This is a genomic window from Streptomyces sp. CB02009 (assembly GCF_001905825.1).
Lineage (GTDB): Bacteria > Actinomycetota > Actinomycetes > Streptomycetales > Streptomycetaceae > Streptomyces.
This window is the reverse complement of record NZ_LIVV01000006.1, coordinates 399,636-419,686: the sequence shown is the minus strand read 5'-3', so window position 1 is coordinate 419,686 and position 20,051 is coordinate 399,636. Positions and strand designations below refer to the sequence as shown.

General features: G+C 74.6%; 15 protein-coding genes and 1 riboswitch. Of the genes, 6 read left to right on the top strand and 9 right to left on the bottom strand.

Features of this window, described 5'->3' with window-relative positions; translation table 11 throughout:
* Window positions 1-197 precede the first annotated feature (197 nt).
* Window positions 198-860: an AAA family ATPase gene (locus tag AMK27_RS25670; RefSeq protein ID WP_073912642.1), complete on the bottom strand. Its 663-nt coding sequence runs from the start codon at window positions 858-860 to the stop codon at window positions 198-200.
* A 151-nt stretch (window positions 861-1,011) separates the two neighbouring features.
* Window positions 1,012-1,110, top strand: a riboswitch (glycine riboswitch).
* 173 nt (window positions 1,111-1,283) lie between these two features.
* Between AMK27_RS25670 and gcvT the strand changes: the two genes are divergently transcribed.
* From gcvT to AMK27_RS25650, 4 genes are all read left to right on the top strand, one after another.
* A complete protein-coding gene (gene gcvT / locus AMK27_RS25665; RefSeq protein ID WP_073912640.1) occupies window positions 1,284-2,408 on the top strand; it encodes a glycine cleavage system aminomethyltransferase GcvT in 1,125 nt (374 codons plus the stop codon).
* Between the two features lie 77 nt (window positions 2,409-2,485).
* A complete protein-coding gene (gene gcvH, locus AMK27_RS25660) occupies window positions 2,486-2,863 on the top strand; it encodes a glycine cleavage system protein GcvH (protein WP_073912638.1) in 378 nt (125 codons plus the stop codon).
* Between the two features lie 24 nt (window positions 2,864-2,887).
* Complete coding sequence (gene glyA, locus AMK27_RS25655; protein WP_030320387.1) at window positions 2,888-4,156, top strand: serine hydroxymethyltransferase; 1,269 nt, start codon at window positions 2,888-2,890, stop codon at window positions 4,154-4,156.
* A gap of 149 nt (window positions 4,157-4,305) precedes the next feature.
* Window positions 4,306-5,676 (top strand): L-serine ammonia-lyase, encoded by a 1,371-nt coding sequence (locus tag AMK27_RS25650; RefSeq protein WP_073912635.1) that lies wholly within the window; start codon window positions 4,306-4,308, stop codon window positions 5,674-5,676.
* A 75-nt stretch (window positions 5,677-5,751) separates the two neighbouring features.
* On the opposite strand, the gene AMK27_RS25645 is transcribed toward AMK27_RS25650, so the two are convergent.
* The gene (locus tag AMK27_RS25645) at window positions 5,752-5,991 is read right to left on the bottom strand and encodes a hypothetical protein (protein WP_073912633.1); all 240 of its coding nucleotides are present in this window, start codon (window positions 5,989-5,991) and stop codon (window positions 5,752-5,754) included.
* A gap of 181 nt (window positions 5,992-6,172) precedes the next feature.
* On the bottom strand, window positions 6,173-7,495 hold the full coding sequence (locus AMK27_RS25640) for an FAD-dependent monooxygenase (protein WP_079188596.1): 1,323 nt from the start codon (window positions 7,493-7,495) through the stop codon (window positions 6,173-6,175).
* Between the two features lie 220 nt (window positions 7,496-7,715).
* Between AMK27_RS25640 and AMK27_RS25635 the strand changes: the two genes are divergently transcribed.
* Both AMK27_RS25635 and AMK27_RS25630 read left to right on the top strand, forming a co-directional pair.
* Window positions 7,716-8,705: an ABC transporter ATP-binding protein gene (locus AMK27_RS25635; protein WP_073912630.1), complete on the top strand. Its 990-nt coding sequence runs from the start codon at window positions 7,716-7,718 to the stop codon at window positions 8,703-8,705.
* A complete protein-coding gene (locus AMK27_RS25630) occupies window positions 8,702-9,535 on the top strand; it encodes an ABC transporter permease (protein WP_073912628.1) in 834 nt (277 codons plus the stop codon). Before AMK27_RS25635 ends, AMK27_RS25630 begins: the two co-directional genes overlap by 4 nt.
* Window positions 9,536-9,613: 78 nt before the next feature.
* Here AMK27_RS25630 and AMK27_RS25625 read toward each other — a convergent pair whose 3' ends face one another.
* The 6 genes from AMK27_RS25625 to AMK27_RS25600 are packed head-to-tail and all read right to left on the bottom strand — an operon-like array spanning window position 9,614 to window position 19,877.
* On the bottom strand, window positions 9,614-10,618 hold the full coding sequence (locus AMK27_RS25625; protein WP_241847605.1) for a thiopeptide-type bacteriocin biosynthesis protein: 1,005 nt from the start codon (window positions 10,616-10,618) through the stop codon (window positions 9,614-9,616).
* A gap of 12 nt (window positions 10,619-10,630) precedes the next feature.
* Window positions 10,631-12,247, bottom strand: coding sequence for a nitroreductase family protein (locus AMK27_RS25620; RefSeq protein ID WP_073912626.1), 1,617 nt, complete (start codon window positions 12,245-12,247; stop codon window positions 10,631-10,633).
* A complete protein-coding gene (locus tag AMK27_RS25615; RefSeq protein ID WP_073912624.1) occupies window positions 12,244-14,184 on the bottom strand; it encodes a TOMM precursor leader peptide-binding protein in 1,941 nt (646 codons plus the stop codon). The genes AMK27_RS25620 and AMK27_RS25615 overlap by 4 nt, the downstream gene beginning before the upstream one ends.
* The gene (locus AMK27_RS25610; protein ID WP_073912622.1) at window positions 14,174-15,949 is read right to left on the bottom strand and encodes a hypothetical protein; all 1,776 of its coding nucleotides are present in this window, start codon (window positions 15,947-15,949) and stop codon (window positions 14,174-14,176) included. The genes AMK27_RS25615 and AMK27_RS25610 overlap by 11 nt, the downstream gene beginning before the upstream one ends.
* Window positions 15,946-18,648, bottom strand: a complete 2,703-nt coding sequence (locus AMK27_RS25605; RefSeq protein WP_079188595.1) for a lantibiotic dehydratase — start codon at window positions 18,646-18,648, stop codon at window positions 15,946-15,948. The genes AMK27_RS25610 and AMK27_RS25605 overlap by 4 nt, the downstream gene beginning before the upstream one ends.
* Window positions 18,645-19,877: a hypothetical protein gene (locus AMK27_RS25600; RefSeq protein WP_241847604.1), complete on the bottom strand. Its 1,233-nt coding sequence runs from the start codon at window positions 19,875-19,877 to the stop codon at window positions 18,645-18,647. Before AMK27_RS25600 ends, AMK27_RS25605 begins: the two co-directional genes overlap by 4 nt.
* Window positions 19,878-20,051: the final 174 nt, after the last annotated feature.

The following is a 20,051-nucleotide window of genomic DNA, read 5'->3' as shown; positions in this document are numbered from 1 at the left end:
CTAACGCCGCCCCGGCGCCGCCGTGGCCAAAAGAAGGGGTACGGGCGCACCGGGACAGCGGCGTACGTCACAGCGGCGCGAGCCGGGTCGACGGTGCGGGCCGCCGCCACGGGCCGCCGCCGACCGCGCCCGACGCCCCGGCGCGGCTCGCGGCGCCCCGCCCCGTTCCCGCCGGGCGTACGGCCCGGGCCGCCGCCTCAGGCCGCCCCCCGGAAGCCGATCTTCCGCAGGGTGTCCGCCGCGTCCCGGTCGAGCAGGGTCGCGGAGGCGCAGCCGTGCGGCAGCCGCCCGGACTCCGCCGCCGCGACGAGGCGGCCGACGGCCCGCCGGTGCCGGGCGAAGGCGTACGACGAGACGCCCCGGCCGCGGGCCCGCTGGCCCGCGCGGGCGGTGTCCGGGTCGACGTCGAGCAGGACCAGGTGGAGGGACCGGCCGCGGCGGCGGGCCTCCCGGGCGAGCCAGCCCCGCACCCAGGACTGGGTGCCGCAGTCGTGGACGATCACTCCGGCGCCGGAACGCAGGGCGCGGCGCAGCCCCGCGTAGTGCGCGATCCGGACCAGCGGGCGGTAGACGGCGTACGGCAGCAGGCGGGGCATCCGGGCCTCCCAGCGCTCCCGGGTGTCCTGGGAGTCGACGCCGGCGCCCTCTGCGGCGCGCCGCATGAGGGTGGACTTGCCGCTGCCGGGCAGCCCGGAGACCACCACCACGTCGCCGGCGGCGAAGGTGAGGGCGCGGGGGCCGCGGCCGCCGCGCTCGCGCAGGTCGCGCAGGAGCCGCCCGCGGCCGCGGGTCCTGGCACGGGCTCGCTGGGACGGTATGCCGGTACTCGGCGCGTAAGCGCCGGTGTGCTGGAACCTCATCGCTTCTCCCCCTGCCGGGCCTGGGAAGACCCTTGCCCACAAAGTGTAAAGAAGCGGTAATGGGACACAAGCGATGTGCCCCGCCGACCTCGCGTGCAATGATGTGCGCGCCAGGCGCGCACAGTCGCCACACAATCGCATACCGGCCGCTCGAATCCGCGCGGGAGAGTTCCGGACGCCAGGCGTGTCCGGACGCCGAAGGAGCAAGACCCTCCCTTGAATCTCTCAGGCCCCGTACCGCGTGGATGAGGCAGATCTGAAAAGCGGGACACGTGCCGTGTCCCCACCCAAGGTGCAAACCGATCTCTCGGCGACGAGATGCTCTCGGTGAACCTCTCAGGTTCCATGACAGATGGGGAGGACGTCCTCGCCCGTCATGTGTTTTCGTCACCGATCACGCCCTTGGGACCCGGGAGCCACCCCATGAGCACTGCCCCCCGTCTGACCGCCCTCGATGCCCTGCATCGTTCGCTGGGCGCGACCATGACCGACTTCGCCGGCTGGGACATGCCGCTCCGGTACGGCAGCGAGCGGGACGAGCACATCGCCGTCCGGACCAAGGCGGGCCTCTTCGACCTCTCCCACATGGGCGAGATCACCGTCACCGGCCCGCAGGCGGTCGAGCTCCTCGACCACGCCCTCGTCGGCAACATCTCCACGGTGGGCGTCGGCCGCGCCCGCTACACGATGATCTGCCAGGAGGACGGCGGCATCCTCGACGACCTGATCGTCTACCGCCTCGGCGAGACGGAGTACATGGTCGTCGCCAACGCCTCGAACGCGCAGACCGTCCTGGACGCGCTGACGGAGCGCGCGGCGGGCTTCGACGCCGAGGTGCGGGACGACCGTGACGCGTACGCCCTGATCGCGGTCCAGGGCCCGGAGTCCCCCGGCATCCTGAAGGCGATCACGGACGCCGACCTGGACGGTCTGAAGTACTACGCCGGCCTGCCCGGCACGGTCGCCGGCGTGCCCGCGCTGATCGCCCGTACCGGCTACACCGGCGAGGACGGCTTCGAGCTGTTCCTGAAGCCCGAGCACGCCGAGGGCGTCTGGAGGGCGCTGACCGAGGCCGGCGCGCCGGTCGGGCTGATCCCCTGCGGCCTGTCCTGCCGCGACACGCTCCGCCTGGAGGCGGGCATGCCGCTGTACGGCCACGAGCTGACCACCGCGCTGACCCCCTTCGACGCGGGCCTGGGCCGGGTCGTGAAGTTCGAGAAGACGACCAACGACGGCCGCTTCGTCGGCCGTGAGGCGCTGGAGAAGGCCGCCGAGCGCGCCGAGACCGCCCCGCCGCGCAAGCTCGTCGGCCTGGTCGCCGAGGGCCGCCGGGTCCCGCGCGCCGGTTTCTCCGTCGTCAAGGACGGCGTGGTGATCGGCGAGGTCACCTCCGGGGCCCCGTCCCCGACGCTCGGAAAGCCGATCGCCATCGCGTACGTGGACGCGGCGCACGCCGAGCCCGGCACCCAGGGTGTAGGTGTGGACATCCGCGGTACCCACGAGCCGTACGAGGTCGTCGCGCTGCCGTTCTACAAGCGCCAGAAGTGACGTATCCGTCTCACTTCGCGTCTCATCCCGCAAGACCCCCGTTCATCAGCACTCCCTCGATCCAGGAGAATCAGGTCATGAGCAACCCCCAGCAGCTGCGCTACACCAAGGAGCACGAGTGGCTGTCGGCCGTCGAGGACGGCGTCGCGACGGTCGGCATCACGGAGTTCGCGGCCAACGCGCTCGGTGACGTCGTCTACGCCCAGCTCCCGGCGGTCGGCGACACGGTGACCGCGGGCGAGTCCTGCGGCGAGCTGGAGTCCACCAAGTCGGTCAGCGACCTGTACGCGCCGGTGACGGGCGAGATCGTCGAGGCCAACCAGGACGTCGTGGACGACCCGTCCCTCGTGAACACCGCTCCGTTCGAGGGCGGCTGGCTGTTCAAGGTACGGCTCACGGGCGAGCCGGAGGACCTGCTCACCGCCGACGAGTACGCCGCCTTCACCGCCGGCTAACCCGAGACCCCTAGGGATCGATTCATGTCGCTTCTGAACACTCCCCTCCACGAGCTGGACCCCGACGTCGCCGCCGCCGTCGACGCCGAGCTCCGCCGTCAGCAGTCCACGCTCGAGATGATCGCCTCGGAGAACTTCGCTCCGGTCGCCGTCATGGAGGCGCAGGGCTCCGTCCTCACCAACAAGTACGCTGAGGGCTACCCGGGCCGCCGCTACTACGGCGGCTGCGAGCACGTCGACGTCGCCGAGCAGATCGCGATCGACCGGATCAAGGACCTGTTCGGCGCCGAGTACGCGAACGTCCAGCCGCACTCCGGCGCCTCCGCGAACCAGGCCGCCCTCTTCGCGATCGCCCAGCCCGGCGACACGATCCTGGGTCTGGACCTGGCGCACGGCGGCCACCTGACGCACGGCATGCGCCTGAACTTCTCGGGCAAGCAGTTCAACGTGGTCGCGTACCACGTGGACGAGGCCGGTCTGGTCGACATGGCCGAGGTCGAGCGCCTCGCCAAGGAGCACCGCCCCAAGGTGATCATCGCGGGCTGGTCCGCCTACCCGCGTCAGCTGGACTTCGCCGAGTTCCGCCGGATCGCGGACGAGGTCGAGGCCTACCTGTGGGTCGACATGGCCCACTTCGCGGGTCTCGTCGCGGCCGGTCTGCACCCGAACCCGGTCGAGCACGCGGACGTGGTGACCTCCACCACGCACAAGACGCTCGGCGGCCCCCGCGGCGGCATCATCCTGGCGAAGAAGGAGTTCGCGAAGAAGCTGAACTCCTCGGTCTTCCCCGGCTTCCAGGGCGGCCCGCTGGAGCACGTGATCGCGGCCAAGGCCGTCTCCTTCAAGGTCGCGGCCTCGGAGGAGTTCAAGGAGCGCCAGCAGCGCACCCTGGACGGCGCCCGCATCATCGCCGAGCGCCTGGTCCAGGACGACGTCACCGCCCACGGTGTCTCCGTGCTGTCCGGCGGCACGGACGTCCACCTGCTCCTCGTCGACCTGCGCGACAGCGAGCTGGACGGCCAGCAGGCCGAGGACCGTCTCCACGAGGTCGGCATCACGGTCAACCGGAACGCCGTTCCGAACGACCCGCGCCCGCCGATGGTCACCTCGGGTCTGCGCATCGGTACGCCGGCGCTCGCGACCCGCGGTTTCCAGGCCGAGGACTTCACCGAGGTCGGCGACATCATCGCGGAGACCCTGAAGCCCGGCTTCGACGCCGACAAGGCCGCGTCCCTGAAGGCCCGGGTGACGGCGCTCGCCGACAAGCACCCGCTGTACCCCGGCCTGAAGTAATTTCGTACGCTTTTGTTCGTACGAAGCTCCGGGGCACCGCGCACACTGGACAGTGAACGCGGTGCCCCGTCCCTTTGCTCCACCCAGTTCCTGCTCTGTTCTGCACCACCCCGGCAGACAACGGCGTCAGCCCCACAAGGAGTCCTCTCGTGGCCATCTCGGTCTTCGACCTGTTCTCGATCGGCATCGGCCCGTCGAGCTCCCACACGGTGGGACCGATGCGCGCGGCCCGGATGTTCGCCCGCCGGCTGAAGAACGAGGGCCTGCTCGCCCACACCGCGCACATCAGGGCCGAGCTGTACGGCTCGCTCGGCGCCACCGGCCACGGCCACGGCACCCCGAAGGCGGTCCTGCTGGGCCTGGAGGGCAGCTCGCCGCGCACGGTGAACGTCGAGACCGCGGACGACGAGGTCGAGCGGATCAAGTCGAGCGGCCGGATCAACCTGCTCGGCGCGCACGAGATCCCCTTCGACTTCGACGCCGACCTGGTCCTGCACCGGCGCAAGGCGCTGCCGTACCACGCCAACGGGATGACGATCTTCGCGTACGACGCGGAGGGCGGCCTGGTCCTGGAGAAGACGTACTACTCGGTCGGCGGCGGCTTCGTCGTCGACGAGGACGCCGTCCAGGGCGAGAACCCGATCGTCCCCGACGACACCGTCCTGAAGTACCCCTTCCGCACCGGCGACGAGCTGCTCCGCCTGGCGAAGGAGACCGGTCTGTCGATCTCCGCGCTGATGCTGGAGAACGAGAAGGCCTGGCGCACCGAGGACGAGATCCGCGCGGGCCTGCTGGAGATCTGGCGGGTCATGCAGTCCTGCGTCTCGCGCGGCATGTCCCGCGAGGGCATCCTGCCCGGCGGTCTGAAGGTCCGCCGGCGCGCCGCGAACCTGGCCCGCAAGCTGCGCTCCGAGGGCGACCCGAAGATGCACGCCATGGAGTGGATCACCCTCTACGCGATGGCCGTGAACGAGGAGAACGCGGCGGGCGGCCGGGTGGTCACCGCCCCGACGAACGGCGCCGCGGGCATCATCCCCGCGGTCCTGCACTACTACACGAACTTCGTGCCCGGTGCCGACGACGACGGCATCGTCCGCTTCATGCTGGCGGCCGGCGCGGTCGGCATGCTCTTCAAGGAGAACGCCTCGATCTCCGGCGCCGAGGTCGGCTGCCAGGGCGAGGTCGGCTCGGCCTGCTCGATGGCGGCGGGCGCCCTCGCCGAGGTCCTCGGCGGCTCCCCGGAGCAGGTGGAGAACGCGGCCGAGATCGGCATGGAGCACAACCTGGGCCTGACCTGCGACCCGGTCGGCGGCCTGGTCCAGATCCCGTGCATCGAGCGCAACGGCATGGCGGCGGTGAAGGCCGTCACGGCGGCGAAGATGTCGATGCGCGGCGACGGCAGCCACCTGGTCTCCCTCGACAAGGTCATCAAGACCATGAAGGAGACCGGCGCGGACATGAGCGTGAAGTACAAGGAGACCGCGCGCGGCGGTCTCGCGGTGAACATCATCGAGTGCTGAATCCGGTGCTGAATCGATTGCTCACATGACGGTCCCCGGGCCGGGCGGCCGCCGCCGCCCGGGCCGGGGGCCGGGTCAGTAGCGCACCCAGAGGACGTAGACGTCCGGGCGCGTCGGGCTGAACGGCTCACAGAGGAAGAGCGCGCCCCAGAGGTGGCGCCCCGCCACGCCGGCCGCCTGGCACTCGGCGTACGAGGCGTGGTGGCTGCGGGCGTAGAAGCCGGGGCCCGCGGCCTCGGCGGAGCCTGCGGTGCCGAGCGCGAGGGCTCCGGCGGTGGCCGCGGTGGCGAGTGCGGCTGCGATGCGACGGTACATGGCATGTCCTCCTGAAAACGCCGGGATGCCCCGGCGGAGTGCGTGACGATGCGATGTGGAGCGTTGCGGTGCGATGCGGTGCGGAATGTGCCGGCTGCGCAGCCGGGACGAACGTACCGTCGCGGGCAGGGTCGCACAATAGGTCTAGGCCAATACGCGGGGCCGGTGGCCCCGACCGCCGTCACGCCGGGGTCGGCACCACGCTCCTGCCCGTCTCGTGGGCGTACAGCATCGCCCGGTCTCGGAGGGCCGCGTGGACGGCCATGCGGGCGTCGCGGCGGCGCTGGGCCGGGCCGTCGGGCAGGTGCAGGATGCCGGCGTTGCCGCGCGAGCCGCGCTGGATCTCCGCCGTCCGGGGGATCCGGAGCGACTGGTAGCGGTCGAGCCGGGCCGCGGTCGTCGACGGCGCCGGATCGGCCAGGCAGGCCGCCAGGTCCATCGCGTCCTCGACCGCCTGGTTCGCGCCCTGCGCCATGAACGGCAGCATCGGGTGGGCCGCGTCGCCGAGCAGGGTCAGCCGGCGCGAGGACCAGACGTCCAGCGGCGGCCGGTCGTGCAGCGCCCACTGGAGGGTCGTCTCCACGGCGCCCACGACGTCGGCGACCACACCGGTCCAGCCGCCGAACACCCGGCGCAGCGCCTCCGGGTCGCCCGGGACGGACCAGGACTCGCCCGGGGACTGCGCCATCGGCACCGTCGCCGCGAAGCTCAGGTACTCCCCCGCCGCGACCGGGTAGCACACGAAGTGCCCGCCCGGACCGAGCCAGAGGCGCACCAGAGGCGCGCGGGCCGCGTCCGGGAGCCGGTCCATGGGCACCAGGCCCCGGTAGATGCCGAGCCCCGAGAACTCGGGCTCGTCGCGCCGGAACGCCTCGCGGACCGTGGAGTGGATGCCGTCGGCGCCCACCACCAGCTCCGCCCCGCGGACGGTCCCGTCCTCGAAGGCCAGCCGGACCCCGTCACCCGCCGCGTCCGTCTCCCGCGCCTCGCTGAGGCGTTCGCCCAGCTTGAGGCTGCCCTCGTCGACGAGGGTGAGGAGGGCGTCGTGGAGATGCGCCCGGTGCACCGTGTAGTACGGGGCCCCGAACATCCGCTCGCACTCCGCGCCGAGGGGCGTCCGGGCGATCGGCCGCCCGCTCCACCCCCGTACCTCCATGGCCTCGATCGCCACCGCCCGCTCACGCAGGGCCGGGCCGAGGCCGAGCCGCAGCAGCGGCCTGACCGCGTTGGGCGAGAGCTGGACTCCCGCCCCCACCTCCGCGAGCCGCCGCGTCTGTTCGTACACCGTGTACGGAACACCCATGGAGGAGAGCGCGCCGGCCAGCGTCAGTCCGCCGATGCCGGCACCGACCACCGAGACGTGCGGCCGCTCCTCCGCTCCCCACTCGTCCAGATCCCCGAACCGCACCTTTGAGACCGCCTTCCGCGTCGCTGCTGTGTCGGCACCGTCGGCGTCGCCGGCCGCGGTCTCCCGCAGCCCGGCCGTCCGCCGCACCCCGAGCATGGGTCGCCCACCGGCCCCCGGCAACGCGGGTCACGGCCCCCTCTGACAACTGTCGCGGCTTCCATGACGTCCGTCACCGCGGCCCCCGGGGGCCCGGCCCGGTCCGCCGGCCCGGACCTAACGTCGAGGCTGCGCCCCGGAGTCCGTCTGCGGGCGACGACCCCACGACGTCCCACCACCACGCCGGGAGGCACACAGTGACACGAGCCGAGGGACCGCGGTGACCGCCGCGGTGGCCGTCGAAGGCCTGCAGAAGCGGTACGGCGACCACGAGGCCGTGCGCGGCGTCGACTTCAGCGTCGCCGAGGGCGAGATCTTCGCCCTGCTCGGGCCGAACGGCGCGGGCAAGACCACCACCCTGGAGATCCTGGAGGGCTTCCGGGAGCGCGACGGCGGCCGGGTCGAGGTCCTCGGCCGCGACCCCGGCGTCAAGGCCGACGGCCACTGGCTGCGCGGCCAGGTCGGCCTCGTCCTCCAGGACATCGCCGTCGAGCCCTATCTGTCGGTGCGGGAGACCGTGGCCCGCAACGCCGGCTACTACCCGGACCCGCGCAACGTCGACGAACTGCTCGACCTCGTCGGCCTGAACGAGAAGAAGGGCGCCAAGGTCAAGGACCTGTCGGGCGGCCAGAAGCGCCGGCTCGACCTGGCGCTCGGCGTCGTCGGCCGGCCGAAGCTGCTGTTCCTGGACGAGCCGACCACCGGCTTCGACCCGAACGCGCGCCGCGGCGCCTGGGACGTGGTGCGCAATCTGCGCGACGACGGCACCACCATCGTCCTCACCACCCACTACATGGACGAGGCGCAGGCGCTGGCCGACTCCGTCGTGGTGATCGCCGAGGGCCGGATCGTCGCCTCCGGCACGCCGGACACCCTCGGCGGCCGCGACAGCGCCCAGACCAGGATCCGCTTCGCGCTGCCGACGGGCGCCGCGCTCGCCGACGTCCCCCTGCCGGTGAGCGATGTGGAGGACGGCCTGGTGACGGCCGAGACGACCGAGCCGACGGCCGCTCTGCACCGGCTGACCGGCTGGGCGCTCGACCGGGGCACGCCGCTCGACCGGCTGACCGTGGAGCAGCCCACCCTCGAGGACGTCTACCTGAGCCTGACCAGCGAGTACGTACAGCAGGAAGCCTCCTCGCCGTCGTCCGCGCGGGAGCGCAAGGCGCCCGCGGGACGAGGCCGCCGACCCGGACGGAGCCGCTCATGACCACCCTGATCCCCCCGACCGCCGAGACGGCCGCCCCGGCCGCCCCGGCGAACCGCGCGGACGCCCCGCGCGAGCGGAACCCGCTGGCCCTGCTCGGCCACCAGATCCGGTACGAGCAGCTGTCGTTCTGGCGCAACCCGCAGTCGATGGTCTTCACCTTCGTGCTGCCGATCGTCATCATCGGCATCTTCGGCGCCGTGTTCAGCGGCAGCGAGGGCGAGGACTTCTTCTTCGGCCTCACCGGCATGCAGTACTACACGCCGGTGATCGCGGCCGTGTCCGTACTCGGCGCCTGCTACGGCCAGTTGGCGATCGTGCTGGCGATGCGCCGGCAGACCGGGGTCCTCAAGCGGCTGCACGCCACGCCGCTGCCGGCCTGGGTCTACTTCGCCGGTCTGCTCGTGCACTGCGTCGTCGTCAGCATCGTCGACGTCGCGCTCGTCTTCGGCATCGGCGCGCTCTACGGCGTCGACCTGCCCACCCACTGGGGCGCGGTGCTGCTGACGCTGGTCCTCGGCGCGGCGAGCTTCTGCGCGCTCGGGGTGGGCGTGGCCTCGCTGATCAAGAACTCGGAGGCGGCCCCGGCCGTCGTGCAGTTCATCCAGTTCCCGCTGGTCTTCATCTCGGGCAGCTACTTCCCGATCCACGCGGAGCTGCTGAACACGATCGCGGGTCTGCTGCCCGTGAAGCCGTTCAACGACGCCATGCTGGCGCTCTTCACCCAGGACGCCGGCTTCCAGTGGCGCGACCTGGCGGTCCTCGCCGCCTGGGGTGTCGTCGGCGCCCTGATCGCCGTCCGCAGCTTCCGCTGGGACCCGCGCCCCGAGTAGGAACCGGGTGCGCACCACGAAAAGGCCCGACCGGGAGACCGGCCGGGCCTTTCGTGATCCCCGTGGGGGGGGCTTGGGTCAGACGTTCCGCGGTGCGGGAGTGCTCGCCGGTACGGGGGCGCTCGCCGGTGCGGGCGTGCCCTCGGGTACGGGGAAGGCGTGGGCCAGGACCGCGTAGGTGCGCAGCTCCTCCAGGAGGCTCAGGCCGAGCCGGTTGTGGAGCATGTGCGCGTGCGAGAAGAGGACCATGCCCGGGTGGGTCGGCGACTGCTCCCGGATCTCGTCCGCGTGGGCGGCGATCCGGGCGTGCCAGCCGGCGAAGGGGCCGTGGGAGCCCGGGTCGAGGGTCACCGCCCCCTCGACCCGGGTGATCGTGTCGAGCAGTTCGGCCGGGTGGCCCGCCTCGGCGGCCCAGGCGCGCCAGGCGCCGAGCCCGTGGGCGTAGTAGTACGCGCGGTCCGCCGGGTCGCCGAGGGCGGCGGCGACCGCGACGGTGCCGCGCAGGGCGAGCACGGCCCGCTGCCGCTCGCTGCCCACCCGGGGCAGGGCGGCGAGGACGAGGCCGCTGGACAGGGTGAAGAGGGACTCGGCCGCGGGCATGAGGGCCCGGCCGCCGTAGCGGTCGAACTCCGGCTCGTAGACGGCCGGGTGGACACCGGGGGGCAGCAGGGCCTTCACGGAGGTGTTCTCGCCGGTCTCGCCGGCGGCGGCCAGCCGCTCGGCCCCGCTGCGGTAGGCGGCGGGGTCGAGCGGCTCCTCTCCCGGGGCGGGCGCGCCGGCGACGGCCAGGCGCGCGGTGAGGGCGGCCTCCACGCGCGCGCGTGCGGCGGCGTCGAGGTCGCCCACGCGGAGCCGGAGGTGCGGGCCGGACTGCCAGTAGCGGATGAAGAACCACGGGGTGCCGGGGGCGAGTTCACGGATCGTGGGGCCGATGACATCGGTGACGACCCGGTCGTGTGCCGACCGGGCCGTCGTACCGAGGTGGAGGTGCCAGGCGGTCCAGTCGGTCGCCCGCGCCGCGGGGGGCGGGGCCGTGGCCGTGGCCGCCGGGGGAATCGGGATGGGGGTCGGGGTCGGGGTCACGGGGACGCTCCTTCAGAGTCTGAGGTCGAGCAGCGCGCCGCCGGTGTCCTGCGGTACTCCCACGACCACGGACAGGACGATCATCTCGTCGGGGTCCAGGCCGAGGACGCGCTGGGTGGGGATCTCCTTGAAGGCCCGCACGGGGCGGGCGAAGAGGCCGGAGGCGGCGGCGGACAGGCAGAGCCCGTGCGCGGCCCAGCCGGCGGCGTGCTGGACGGCGCCCCAGCCGGCGGTCCCGAGGCGCTCGAAGAGCTCCCGGGTCCGTACGGACAGGAACACGGTGAGCGGCGCGTGGCGGATGCCGCAGCCGTTGACGGGCGAGACGCCGTAGCCGTACTGCTCCTCCAGGCGCTCGGGCGCGGTCGCGTCGGCGCGCAGGAGACGCGCGGCGCCGTCCCGGAGCCGGTGGACGCCGTCGGCCCGTCCCTCGACGCCCCGGACGACGGCGGTGACGGTCATCGCCTCGAAGGCGGCGGCGAGTTCGGGTCCGGGCGGGGGTACGGAGAGCCAGCGGGCCGCGCTGTCGAGTGTCTCGGCGGGCACGTCCCGGCGCCGGCCGCTCATGCCGTGCAGGGCGCGCGGCATGCGTCCGGAGTGGCGCCGCCACAGCAGTTCCGCCCAGTCCGGCACGGTCGCCGAGGGGCCGAGGCCGGCCGGGACGGCGGTGGTGAGCGGGGCGGGGGCGCTGTCGTACGTCTGCTCCCGGTTGACGCGGATCAGCTCGGCGAGCGCGGGGTCGGTGCGGGCGAGGCGGGCCGGCGGCGCGGGTACGGGGCCGGCCTCCCTGGCCGGCACTCGCCCGCCGCCGTCGACCGGCACTCCCCCGCCGCCGTCAGCCCGCACTCCCCCGCCCTCGTCCAGCTCCACGACGAACGGCAGGGACCACGCCCAGGCGTCGTCCAGACCCAGGGCGGGCAGCAGCGCGTGGGCGTCCGGGCCAGGGAGCCGGAGCCGCGCGGGCACCTCGAACAGTTCCAGACCGAGGGTCAGCGCCCGCAGCACGAAGCCGAGTTCGATGGCGATGAGCGAGCCGCGGAACCACTGGTAGGCGGGCGGCACGGTCGTGTAGCGGCCGGTGAGCAGGACGTTCCCGACGGGGCCGGCGGGGGTGCCGGTGAGCGCGTGCCGGTCCGGTTCGAGCAGGCGCCAGGGCATGCCCGCGCCCCCGTCCACGAAGGCGTGGACGGGGAAGAGGCAGCGCGGCGAGGCGTACGGCCGGTGGTCGTTGTAGGGGTTCTCGGGCTCTCTGCGCTGCGGCCCGAAGGCGGTGACGAGGGCGCGGCCGAGCCGGTCCCCGACCGGTTCGGCCGCGCCCGGGCCCGGTACGCCGCGCGGTGGCGGCGCCGGGTAGGGCAGCGCCGCGAGCCGGTCGGGGGTACCGAGGGGCAGGGCCCGGCGCGGGCCGCCCCCGCGCGGCGGCGGGGGCGGTACGTGCGTGTCGGGCGGGGGTTGCGGCACCCAGGTCCACGGGGGCGCCTCCGGCGCGTCGTCCCCGGCCCCGTACGCGTACCAGAGGGGCTCGCGGGCGATGCTGTTGTCGCCCTCGGGGCCGGGCAGGTCGACCGGGCCGCGCCGGGGCGGAACCCCGGCGTCGGCGTCCGCCGCGCGCGGGGCCGTCGGGGCCGTCACGGGAACGGGTGGGGGTCGAGGGGGAACGCCCGGTGCTCCTGGCCGGTGCCGCGCAGGGCGGCGGTGAGCCGGGGCAGTCCGGCGAGCCGCTGCTGGGCGTGGCCGAAGCACATAGGGACGATGCCGGGGACGACCGCGCGGGCCACGTGGATGCCCGCGTCGGCGTGTTCGCGGCTGGTCTGGTCGACGAGCACAATCCGGTCGAGCCCGGCCTCGGCGAACAGTCCGCGGACGAAGTCCAGGGCTCCGCGCACGTCCCCGCCGGAGCCGCGCTCCATCCGGGCCGGCCAGTCGGGGAAGGCCTCGTCGAGCGTGACCCGGGGGCCGCCGAGCGCCGCGGTGGCGCGGACGGCGGTCTCGGGCAGCGAGGAGAAGCGGACGTGGTCCTCCAGTTCCTGCACCAGCCACGGGTCCTCGACCATCGGCTCGACGGTCTCCCGGGTCCAGTCGACCGGGTTGGTGACGAGCTGGGCGACCTCGCGCAGGGCGCCGCGGATCGCGGACTGCGGGTCGGCGCCCGAGCCGGCCGAGGAGAAGGTGGCGGGGAAGGGGTTGAGCCGGTTCACCGCGAGCACCCAGACGACCGGCAGGCCGATGTCCTGGGTGGCGACGAGCAGGTGCACGTCGAAGCCGCGCGACTCCATCAACTCGATCATGGCGCGGCTGGTGGGGTCGGTGAGGGACGAGTTCGGGATGGTCGGCAGCGGGGCGGCCCGGTGCCAGGAGAGCAGGAACGCGTCCCGCTCCGCCAGCTCGAACAGGGAGTGCAGGGCGGCCTCTTCGAGGTTGGCGCCGACGGCGCAGCCGCTGGACGACTCGTAGAAGTAGTGCTTGCGGCCGGGCGTTCCGGCGGCGCGGGCCGCCCTGCGGTCACGGCGGTGGTTGTACTCGTACTGGTAGAAGGCGTGGTCGGCGGGGACGAGCAGGGCGCGCCCGTCGTCGAGGTCGTGGCCCCACACCCAGTCCATCGGGGTGTCCGCGTCGAACGGCGTGGCCCTGCTGGTCGGGTGGGCGAGCTGCTCGGCGGTGTACTGCCCGAGACCGGCCGGGTCGACGGCGTGCTCCGCGACCTCGGCGTACGAGCGGTGGGTGAGGACGGGGATGTCGTACGGGAAGCCCGCGAGGCGCTCGTACGCCTCCAGGATCGCCACGGGTCCGGTCTCGGCGAAGGTCCGGGCGCGGCCGTGGCCCATCGCCGGGGCGTCCGGCACCACGGCCATGCTCATCGCGAACGGGGCGCGCGACTCGCGCAGGAGGGCGCGGACCGGACCGAAGCGCTCGTCGACCAGGCGGTCCTGGAGCACCCCGCGCTCGACGAGCCGGCTGGCGGCGGTGCGGGTGCAGTCGTCCGGGAACGCGGGCCGGTCGGCCGGGGTGAGCGGTGCCGGGGTCCGTGTGCCGTCGAGGCGTTCGTACCCCGGTCCGCAGAGCGGGCAGTGGAAGCTGCGGGCGATCCGGTGCCGGCGCAGGCCGCGCGGCGAGACGGAGAAGAGTTCGCCGGGCCCGAGCGGCCGCCTCACCAGGTGCTCCAGGGTCGCCCGGAGCAGTTCGGGGAGGAGCGGCGCGCCCGGCCCGGGGGCGCTGGTCGCGTGCCGCAGGTCGCCGACGAGGGGGTGGTCGGGGACGGTGCGGTCGCGGACCTCGGCGCAGCCGGCGCAGCCGGCCGCGGTGCCGGGCCGCCAGAGCGGCCCCACCAGGACCTCGTCGCCCAGGAGGCGGACGGAGAGGTGGGCCCGGCGGGCGGCGACGGCCTCGTCGAACCGCGCCCGCTCCCAGTCGAGGTGCCAGCCGCGGTCGACGGCGACGGTTCCCTCGGGGAGCAGGTCCGCGAGGACGTCGAGCGCGGCGCGCCAGGCCTCGTCGGCGGGGTGGGCGTCGAGCCCGGGTCCCTGGGCGAGGGCCGGTGCGGGGACCTGGGTGAGCGTGTCAGTGGGCATCGTGGGCCTCCACGGGGCCGTACCAGAGGGGAAGCTCGCCGAGTACGGGGTCGTGGCGGAGGGCCTCGCCCCGGTACGTGGTGGCGGTGCGGGCGGCCAGTCGGGCGCGGAGGGCGTCCAGGGCGGCGCGGTCGGCGAAGAGCAGGGCGTCGGTGGAGAGCGGGTCGACGGTGCCGGGGGCGTCCGCGGTCTGGGTGCGGGCGAGCGCGGTGCACAGGGCGTTCCTGGCGGCCTCCGCCGCGTCGGCGCCCCAGGCGCGGCCCAGGGTGGCGCCGTCGGCGGTCACCTCGGCGAGCCGCCAGTCGAGGCCGGGCACGCCGTGGAGCCCGAGGGCGGGTTCGCCCGGCAGGAGGGCGCGGAGTCCGGCGAGGATCCGCAGGCCCTCCGCGTCGAGAGCCTCGCACGCCACGCCGCCCGCGGCCGCGGCGGGAGCGCCCGCCGGGAGGGCCGCGGGCGGCACGTGCGGGGTGGCGGTCGTCGCCGGAAGGGGTGCCGTCTCCTCGGCGAGCAGGCGCAGCGCGCCGTCGAGGAGCCAGTGTTCCCTGGTGAGCCCGGCCGCCGGGGTGGGAGCCCCGGGGATGTGGGCGCGCGGGCCGGCCGCCGGGGTGGGAGCCCCGGGGATGAGGGCCCGCAGGGCCTGCAGGGTGGCCGCCACGGTGGCGGTCTCCTGATGGGCGGCCCAGGCGAGGACCGTGGTCGGGGGGCGGCCGGCGGCGCGGAGCTCGGCGGCGCGCAGGGCGAGCGGCATCTGGGGCAGGTCGGCGCCCTCGCTGAGGGCCAGCGGTCCGGTCCAGCGCGCGGCGAGCGGGGTCGCGCTCTCGCGTGCCTCGTCCGGTTCGGGCCGGGGGTCGGCGGGGGCGGCGGCGAGGGTGTACGGGCCCTCGGGGAGGGAGCCCGGTCGGCCGGTCGCGGCCGCCTGGTGGGCTCCCTCGACGGTGACCCGGTCGGAGACCAGGTCCGTCCCGTGCACGACATGGGCCTCGCCCGTGTCCGCCGTACCGGTGAGGGTGTCGATGAGGAGCTGCGCCCCGAGGGCGCCGGCGAGCGCGTCCGCCATGGGGCGGGGCGCGGGCGCGGTGGACTCGGCGGCGGCCCAGGCGCGGGCCCGGTCGTGGAACGCGGCCCGGACGGCCGGGTGTCCGGGGCCGGTGAGGGCGGGGCCGACGAGGGTGACGCCGGTGCCGCCGAGGAGGACGGGGACGACGAGGCGCGCGTCGGTGGACGGTGCCGGGCTCCCGTCGTCCTCGCGGATGTCGAGGATCGCGTCCGGCGTGGCGGGTGCCTCCTCCGGCCCGGTGAGGACGGTGCCGATGCCCGCCCGCCGCAGGCCGCGGACGGCCGGGCCGGTGGCGGTCGCCGGGCCGGTGACCAGGACCGTCGCGGCACGGAGCCGGGCGAAGGCCCCGTACGGGTCGTCGAGGAGGCCTTCGAGGCGGGCGAGGGACTCGGCGTGCCGCAGGCGTACGTCGGCCGGCGGTTCGGGCGCGGTGTGCGCGGCCGGGTCGAGGAGCAGTCCGTTCTCGCGGAGCTTGTCGACGAGGAGGCGGACGGCGGGGCGGGCGCGCTCGGTGCCGATCTCGGCGACCAGGGCGTCCTCGTCGGTGCCGTCCTCCAGGAGCGGGACGCAGCCCTGGGCGACGGCGTGCAGGACCTCGGAGCCGCGCAGCACGAACCGGGCGCGGGCGCCGCTGAAGTAGACCCCGCCGGGGACGGGTGCGTAGTGCAGGTCGGGGCGCGTCCTGAGCAGCGCCGCGGGCGTCGTCATCGTGCCTCCCCCTCGGTCGTCGGGTGGTAGGTGAAGCGGCCGCCGGCGGTCCTGCCGACCTCGACGACCCATTCGGTGGCGTGGGTGCCGTCGACGACGCCGGGCAGCGCCTCCTCCAGGTAGCTGCCGCCGGTGTCGGCGCCGCGGCGCTCCAGCATCCGGGGCAGGACGCGGGCGCCGAGCGCGCTGCTGAGGTCCACGTACTGGGGTTTCTGCTGGAGGCGCTTGGACTGGATGTCGGGGGCGCCGACGGAGAGCGGGCCCTCGTCCTCGGGGACGGTCTTGATGACGACCTCCTCGGGCACGCCGTACTTGGCGCGCCAGGCGTTGAGGGCGAGGAGCCGCTCGTGCTCCTCGGGTCCGGCGGCCAGGGCGGTGCCCAGTTCCTCTCCGCCGTACCAGCGGCGGCGGCCGATGAGGACGTCGCCGACGGCCATCCGGGGCGCGACGCGGGTGGTCGCCCGGTCCCAGGGGGTGGCGGCGTGCCAGCTGTTGGGGAGGGCGTTGAAGAGGCGGCCGCTGATGGCGAGGCCGGAGGCGACGGAGAGCGGCGGCGGGAACAGGCCGGGGTGGCCGGTGCCGAGCGGCAGGACCCGCAGCGGGGCGCCTTCGGCGTCCTCGACGCGCAGGGAGTCGGTCTCGGGGTCGTGGGCGAGCCGCAGTCCGAACCAGTCGTCGGGGGTGAGGCCGCCGGGCAGGATCGGTGTGTGGGCGTTGACGTTGAGGCGGTGCAGGCCCAGGTCCTCGGTGACCCGGGCGCCGTCGTGTCCGTACACGCGGCGCACATGGTCGGCGAGTCGGGGCAGCGCGCGGCCGCCGAGGCGCCGGTCGGCCTCCAGGAAGCGGGCGTAGAGCATGCCGTGGCCCGGCAGGCCGTCGTTGAGGACGAGGTGGCCGTCGCCGCGCTGGAGCAGGATGCCGTAGATCAGCGGGTCGCGGCGGAAGCGTTCCGGCAGGTCGCCGGTGAGGCCGGCGACCTGTTCCGGGCTGATGCGGAGGGTGTCGTCGCCGCGCTCGACGGCCTGGCCGATGAGGGCGTGGAGTGCCTCGGTGACCTCGCGGCGCAGCTCGTAGATGCGTTCGAGGGAGCCGTCGGCGGGGCCGATGCCCTTGAGGGCGGTCGGGTCGCCGGGGCCGTCGGGGCCGTACACGGCGGCCATGGCGGCGGCGCGGCGCGAGACCTCGCCGACGACGAAGGGGGCGTTGGCGGCGAGGGGGACGTTGGCCCCGGGGCCGAAGCGCTCGACGAACGCGGCGGTCATGAGGACGCGCACGTCGTGCAGCCAGTCGAAGACGGTGAGGAGTTCGACGGCCGGGCCGAGGTCCTTCAGCGACTCCTTCCAGGGTTCCGTGGCCACCGTGAGCGGCGGCATCACGTAGTCCTCCTCGACCGTGACGTGGGCGGGGCGGCCCGCGGCGTGGCTGAGTTCACCGAGGGCGCCGCGCAACTCGGCCAGCGCGTCGCCGCGTTCGGCGGCGGGCGCGGCGGTGAAGGCGGGCAGGCCCGCCTTGACGCGGTCGGTGAGCCGCTTCGTCACCGGGCGGGGGTCGTCGGGGGTGAGCAGGACGTCGTAGTCGGTGGAGCCGTCCTCGGCCTCGTGGAAGGTGCAGAGGAGGCCCTGTGCGACGGCACCGCGGACCTTCTGGTCGGCGTCCTCGGCGGCGATGCCGGAGCGTGCGGCGACATGGGCGACGACGGACGGGAAGGGGCGGGGGCCCATGGAGACGGCGTCGAGGAGGTCGCCGGCGGGGCCGTCGAGGGAGACGGCGGCGCGGCGCATCCCCTCGGGGGCGGGCTTGAGGAAGAACAGCTTGCCGGCCGCCGGGTCGGGCGCGGAAGTCGGCGGCAGGCCGATCCACAGGTCCTCGATCGCCCGGTCGGCCGGGTCGGGCAGGCCGCCGAGCACGTAGTTGAGCATCACGCGGTCGAGGCCGGGGAAGGCGGTCGCGCCGCCGAAGCCCGCCTCGTCGGGGCTCGGGCCGGCCGGGTCGGGCTCGGCGATGCCGACGGCCGTGAACCGGGCGAGCGGGCTCGTACGGACCATGGCGCGGGTGACGTACTGGATGAGGCCGCGCTCGGACTTGCGGGACTTGGCGGGGACCTTGCCGGGGGCCCGGACGGCGGCGCGGTAGCGCTCGGCCTCCTGGTGGACCTCGGGTGCGACGAGGGCGAGCGAGCGCAGCAGGTCGGCGTCGCCGAGGAGTTCGGCGAGTACTCCGCGCTCGCGCTCGGCGGCGTCGGGGTATCCGGCGACGAGCTCCTCGCGGATCCGCTCGCGCTCCGCGCGGGCCGCGAGCCAGGCGTCGAGCACGGGGGTGGCGGGCTCCGGCGTCTTCTTCGGGGCCTTGCCGCTGTTCACGGCGCGGCGCAGAGCGATGAGTTCGCGCCGTTCGGCGTCGTCGGTCGCGGCGCCGATCCGCTCGTACAGCTCGTCGGAGGCGGCGGCGGAGGCCTCGGCGAGGGTCTGCTCGGCGGCGGTGACGAGGACGAGCTGCCGGCGCAGTCCGGCGTCGGCGAGCCGGGCCCGGCGCAGCGGGTTGACCCGCAGGAACCAGAGCGGCTCGGGGGCGGGCGCCGCGTGCGCGGCCGTCGGCGCGTCCACGGCCGCGGTGGTCCGGCCGGCGGCCGGTGCGGTCACCGGCTCGGGCGGCGTGTCCCCGCGCGGGTCCGTGGGGATGCCGATCACGGGGGCGGTCATCGGAGGGCTCCCTCGGGGGCGGTGCCCGGAGCGTCGCTCGGGGCGGGGGCGGCGGAACGCGTGTTCCCTGCGGGGGTGTTCGCGGCGAGACGGGCGCGCCAGGAGACACCGAGGACCTCGTCGACCGTCTCGGCGACGGCGAAGCAGGTGTAGTAGCGCTGCATCGGGGAGACGGTGAGCAGCGGCAGCTGCTCGTAGAAGAGGTTCGTGAGGAGGCGGAAGGAGGCGAACCACGGGGACGGGGCCGAGGTCACACCGGCCTCGCCCACGGTCCGGTGGAAGTCGCTGTCGGGCTGCTCGCCCTGCGGGACGACGGTGGTGGCCCCGGGCGGCCCCATCTCGGAGCGGTCGAGCCCGGCGGTGGCGCCGTCGAGCAGGTCGAGCGTGAGGGTGCCGGCGGCGACCGCGCTCTCCAGCGCCCCGGCGCCGTAGGCGAGTCCGGTGCGCCAGGCGGCGGCGGTGGCGGAGACCTCGCCGCTCAGCCGCTGCTCGACGACCCGGCGGAGCACGGGCGCGTCCTTGGCGAGGCGCTGCTGGAAGACGGGGCGTACGTCCTTGGTGGGCGCGGCCCAGGCGAGGAAGGCCTCGACGTGGGAGCGGGGCGAGAAGACCCCGTATCCGAGACCGAGGGTGTGGGTGTCGGCGAGCGCGACGAAGGCTTCGGCGAGCCGGAGCGTGCCGGAGCCGGGCTCGCCCGCGAGGTCGTCGATCGTCCGCAGCAGCGCGGGGGTCAGGGCCCCGTGCACGACGGTGCGGAAGCGGTCGAGTCGCGGATCGCGGGCGGCGGCGGGTCCGCCGGACTGCGCGCCGTCCCGGCCGCCGGGCTCGATCCGCTCGACGGCGCCGTGCTCGCGCAGCGGCAGGTAGGGCGGCTGGACGGCCTCGAGGCGGCCGAACTCGCGGGCCTGGTCGAGGTAGGTCTCCTCGGTGAGGGCCCGGGGCGGGTCGAGCGGGCCGGCGTCCAGGGCCCGGGCGACGCCCTCCCAGTCGGGGCCGCCGCCCGGGGCGCCGGTGGCGGCGCGGGCGAGGATGTCGACGTGCGGCCCGTGGAGCCACCCGCGGCGCAGCTGGACGGCGGGAGCGCCCGCCTCGTTCAGCGCGCGGGCGACCGGTACGACGTACCGGGCGAGCCAGGCCGGTGTGACCGGCATCCGTGTGTGCAGCCGCACTCCCGTCAGGCCGTCGGAATCCGGCTTCACGGCAGTGCGCTCCAGCGCATCAACCCCCATGCTTTCGCACCTTCCGAGAATTCGAGAACAACGTCCTGGACTTTCTTTGACTTCCGGCCGCAATCATGTGCCGGGGAATTGCGGGGCGATAGGGGAAAGGGGGGCCGGCTGACATGTGTCACCCTTTCCGTGACGCTCGGGCCACGGCTTCGTTCGAGACAGGTCCGAGTCGGA

Bases quoted from the DNA above. Each gene is read 5' to 3' on its own strand.
- AMK27_RS25600 (WP_241847604.1), bottom strand. From the start codon at position 19,877: ATGGGGGTTGATGCGCTGGAGCGCACTGCCGTGAAGCCGGATTCCGAC.
- gcvH (WP_073912638.1), top strand. From the start codon at position 2,486: ATGAGCAACCCCCAGCAGCTGCGCTACACCAAGGAGCACGAGTGGCTG.
- AMK27_RS25605 (WP_079188595.1), bottom strand. From the start codon at position 18,648: ATGACCGCCCCCGTGATCGGCATCCCCACGGACCCGCGCGGGGACACG.
- AMK27_RS25615 (WP_073912624.1), bottom strand. From the start codon at position 14,184: ATGCCCACTGACACGCTCACCCAGGTCCCCGCACCGGCCCTCGCCCAG.
- AMK27_RS25645 (WP_073912633.1), bottom strand. From the start codon at position 5,991: ATGTACCGTCGCATCGCAGCCGCACTCGCCACCGCGGCCACCGCCGGA.
- gcvT (WP_073912640.1), top strand. From the start codon at position 1,284: ATGAGCACTGCCCCCCGTCTGACCGCCCTCGATGCCCTGCATCGTTCG.
- glyA (WP_030320387.1), top strand. From the start codon at position 2,888: ATGTCGCTTCTGAACACTCCCCTCCACGAGCTGGACCCCGACGTCGCC.
- AMK27_RS25610 (WP_073912622.1), bottom strand. From the start codon at position 15,949: ATGACGACGCCCGCGGCGCTGCTCAGGACGCGCCCCGACCTGCACTAC.
- AMK27_RS25630 (WP_073912628.1), top strand. From the start codon at position 8,702: ATGACCACCCTGATCCCCCCGACCGCCGAGACGGCCGCCCCGGCCGCC.
- AMK27_RS25640 (WP_079188596.1), bottom strand. From the start codon at position 7,495: ATGCTCGGGGTGCGGCGGACGGCCGGGCTGCGGGAGACCGCGGCCGGC.
- AMK27_RS25670 (WP_073912642.1), bottom strand. From the start codon at position 860: ATGAGGTTCCAGCACACCGGCGCTTACGCGCCGAGTACCGGCATACCG.